General features: G+C 70.0%; 2 protein-coding genes and 1 pseudogene. All 3 read left to right on the forward strand.

Annotated elements, in window-relative coordinates; all coding sequences use genetic code 11:
• Positions 1-123 (forward strand): annotated as a pseudogene (locus tag FV222_RS31380) (xanthine dehydrogenase family protein subunit M); the annotation flags it as partial.
• 27 nt (positions 124-150) lie between these two features.
• Complete coding sequence (locus tag FV222_RS20490) at positions 151-2,376, forward strand: xanthine dehydrogenase family protein molybdopterin-binding subunit (protein ID WP_147815511.1); 2,226 nt, start codon at positions 151-153, stop codon at positions 2,374-2,376.
• 71 nt (positions 2,377-2,447) lie between these two features.
• Positions 2,448-3,494, forward strand: a 1,047-nt coding sequence (locus tag FV222_RS20495; protein WP_147815512.1) for an AMP-binding protein, incomplete at its 3' end; no start/stop codon positions are given.

The following is a 3,494-nucleotide window of genomic DNA, read 5'->3' on the forward strand; positions in this document are numbered from 1 at the left end:
AGCGCGGACGACGCCGCCGACGCGGTGCTCGCCGGCGCCCGCGGCTACGGCACCAACGACTTCAAGATCCCGCTGACCCGGCGGACGCTCCGCGCGGTGGTGACCGAGGCCACCCGGACCTGACCGTCCCAAGCTTCCAGGATGAACGCCATGGAGATGAACCAGCCGGTCGGCAAGACGCCGCTCGACGAAAAGGCCGACGGCCTCGTCGGACGGCCGATCGACCGCATCGACGGCCGCCTCAAGGTGATGGGGCGCGCGCCCTACGCCTACGAGACCCGCGAGGTGAAGAACCCGGCCTATGGCTTCATCGTCGGCGCGACGATCGCCGCCGGCACGATCCGCTCGATCGACACGACCGCAGCCGTGAAGGCGCCGGGCGTCATCCATGTGATGACCCACGAGAACGTGCCCGCGCAGGGCGAGAAGAAGGAGCAGGTCTGGCCCCAGCTCACCGGGACGAATGTCGCGTTCTTCGACCAGCCGGTGGCCTTCGTCGTCGCCGAGACCTTCGAGCAGGCGCGTGCCGCGGCCAAGCTCGTCAAGGTGGCCTACGACGTCCGGACGCCCAAGGCATCGCTGAGGGCGGCCCTGCCGCAGGCGATCGAGCCGAAGAAGGTCCAGACCGACCCGGACTCGAAGCTCGGCGACTTCGACGGCGCGTTCGCGTCCGCCCCGGTCAAGCTCGATGTCGAGTACACCACCCCGACGCAGATCCACGCCCAGATGGAGCCGCATGCCACCATCGCCTCCTGGGAGGGCGACAAGGTCGTGCTCTATACGGCGAACCAGATGCTCAACCGAGGGCAGAAGTCGTTGGCCTCGGTGCTGAAGCTGCCGATCGAGAACGTCCGGCTGGTGAGCCACTACATCGGCGGCGGCTTCGGCTCGAAGCTCCAGCCGATGCCGGAGGCGACGCTGGCGGCGCTGGCCTCCAAGGCGACCGGGCGCCCGGTGAAGGTCGCGCTGACCCGGCAGCAGGAATTCCACGTCGCGACCCACCGCACCGACACGATCCAGCGCATTCGTCTGGCCTCGGATCGCGATGGCAAGCTGACGGCTCTGTCGCACGAATCGTGGTCCGACACCGCGCAGGGCGACGAGTTCTACGAAACCTCGGCCAACGTCACGCGCTCTCTCTACGCCGCGCCGAACCGCATCACACGCCACCGCCTGGCCAAGCTCGACCTACCGATCGCCTCGTCGATGCGCGCGCCCGGCGAGGCCGTCGGCATGTTGGCCTTCGAGTGCGCCATGGACGAGCTGGCCGAGCAGATCGGCCTCGATCCGATCGAGTTGCGCGTCCGCAACGAGCCGACGCAGGACCCCGAGAAGCAGGTGCCGTTCACGGTGCGCCAGCTCGTACCGTGCATGCGGGAAGGGGCCAAGCTCTTCGGCTGGGACCGGCGTAAGCCCGCCGGCACGACGCATGACGGCAACTGGATGGTCGGCATGGGCATGTCGGCGGCGGCCCGCCTCAACCCGCTGATGCCCTCTTCGGCGTCGGTGAAGCTTGGCCCCGACGGATACCTGACCGTGCGGATGGCGATGACCGACATCGGGACGGGCACCTACACCATCCTCGCTCAGATCGCCGGGGAGATGATGGGCCTACCAATCGAGCGCATCCGCGTCGAGATCGGCGACACCGCCTACCCGGCGGCCTCCGGCTCCGGCGGATCGTTCGGGGCGGGCTCGGCCGGCTCAGCGCTCTACGTCGCCTGCACGGCTTTGCGCGACAAGCTCGTGGCGGCGACCGACCTGCACCCGGATGGCGTCGTCTTCGCCGACGGGCGCGTCACCTCCGGCAACCGCTCGGAGGCGCTCGTGGACCTCGCCGGCGCCGACGGCGTTTCGGCGGAGGGCGAGATCAAGCCCGGCGCCTTGAAGGAGAAGTACTCGCATTACTCGTTCGGCGCGCACTTCGCCGAGGTCGGCGTCGATCGCGACACCGGCGAGATCCGGCTCCGCCGGATGCTCGGCGTCTTCACCGGCGGGCGCATCCTCAATGCGAAGACCGCCCGAAGCCAGGCGATCGGCGGGATGACCTTCGGCGTCGGCGCAGCATTGATGGAGGATGCGGTGATCGATGAACGCACCGCCACCTACGTCAACCACGACCTCGCCGAGTACCATGTCCCGGTGCACGCCGACATTCCGGCGATGGATGCGGTGTTCCTCCCCGAGGTCGACGACAAGGCCAACCCGCTCAAGAGCAAGGGCCTCGGCGAGCTGGGCATCTGCGGCGCCGGCGCGGCTCTGGCCAACGCCGTCTACAACGCCACCGGCATCCGCATCCGCGACTATCCGCTGACGCTGGACAAGGTGCTGAAGGGTTTCGAGGAGCAGGACGGACGGGCCCCGCGCCGGGCATGATCGACACTGCAGGTTGACGGCGGCACGTTCGGTGGACATCCCGCGATGAGCCAACATCCGGGAGCCACGCCATGGTGTCCGCCGACCGCCATCCCCCGCCCCGCTTCAACGCTGCGCGCTACTGCCTCGGGGTGAACGCCGAGGCGCGGCCGGAGAAGACCGCGCTGATCCTGGTCGGCGCGGACGACGCGGTCGAGACCTTGACCTTCGCCGAGGCCGACCGGGCCGTGCGCGGGATCGCGGCCGGGCTCCTCGACCGCGGGCTGCGCCGCGGCGACCGGGTGATGATCCGGATGGGCAACGAGGCCGACTACGTCCTCGTCTACTTCGCTGCGCTCGCCGCCGGGCTCGTCGCCCTGCCCTCCTCGCCGCAGTTGACGCCGGCCGAGGCGGCGTTCCTGATGGAGAACTCCGGCGCGGCCGCGGTCGCCGTCGGCGAAGGCTGCGTGATCGAGCCGGCAGACCTCGGCGACCGCATCCTCCTCGACGGCGCCGCGATCGCCGCGATGAAGTCCGGAGACCCGATCCCCGACTACGCCGACACAGCCGCCGACGACCCGGCGACCCTGGTCTACACCTCCGGCACCACGAGCCGGCCCAAGGGCGTCCTGCATGCCCACCGCACGATGTACGGGCGGCGCCCGATGCTCGACCACTGGCTCGGACTGTCGGAAGCCGACACGATGCTGCATGCCGGCACGATGAACTGGACCTATACGCTCGGCGTCGGCATCACCGATCCGTGGTCGGTCGGGGCGACGGCGGTGCTCTACAACGGCCCGCGCGACCCGGCCGTCTGGCCTCGGCTGATCGCGCGCCATCGCGCCACGATCTTCGCCGCCGTCCCGAGCCTCTACCGCCAGATCCTCAAATACGGCGACCCGCCCGCCTTCGACCTGTCGAGCCTGCGCCACGGCTGCACCGCGGGCGAGGCGCTCCCCGGGGACGTGCTCGACGCCTGGACCCAAGCCACGGGAAAGCCGCTCTACGAGGCGCTGGGCATGAGCGAGATCTCGACCTACGTCTCGACCGGGCCGACGATCCCGCAGCGCCGCGGCTCGCCCGGCAAGCCGCAGCCGGGCCGTCACGTGGCGATCCTCCCCGTCGCGGGACCGCCC

It is taken from the genome of Methylobacterium sp. WL103, assembly GCF_008039885.1.
Lineage (GTDB): Bacteria > Pseudomonadota > Alphaproteobacteria > Rhizobiales > Beijerinckiaceae > Methylobacterium > Methylobacterium cerastii.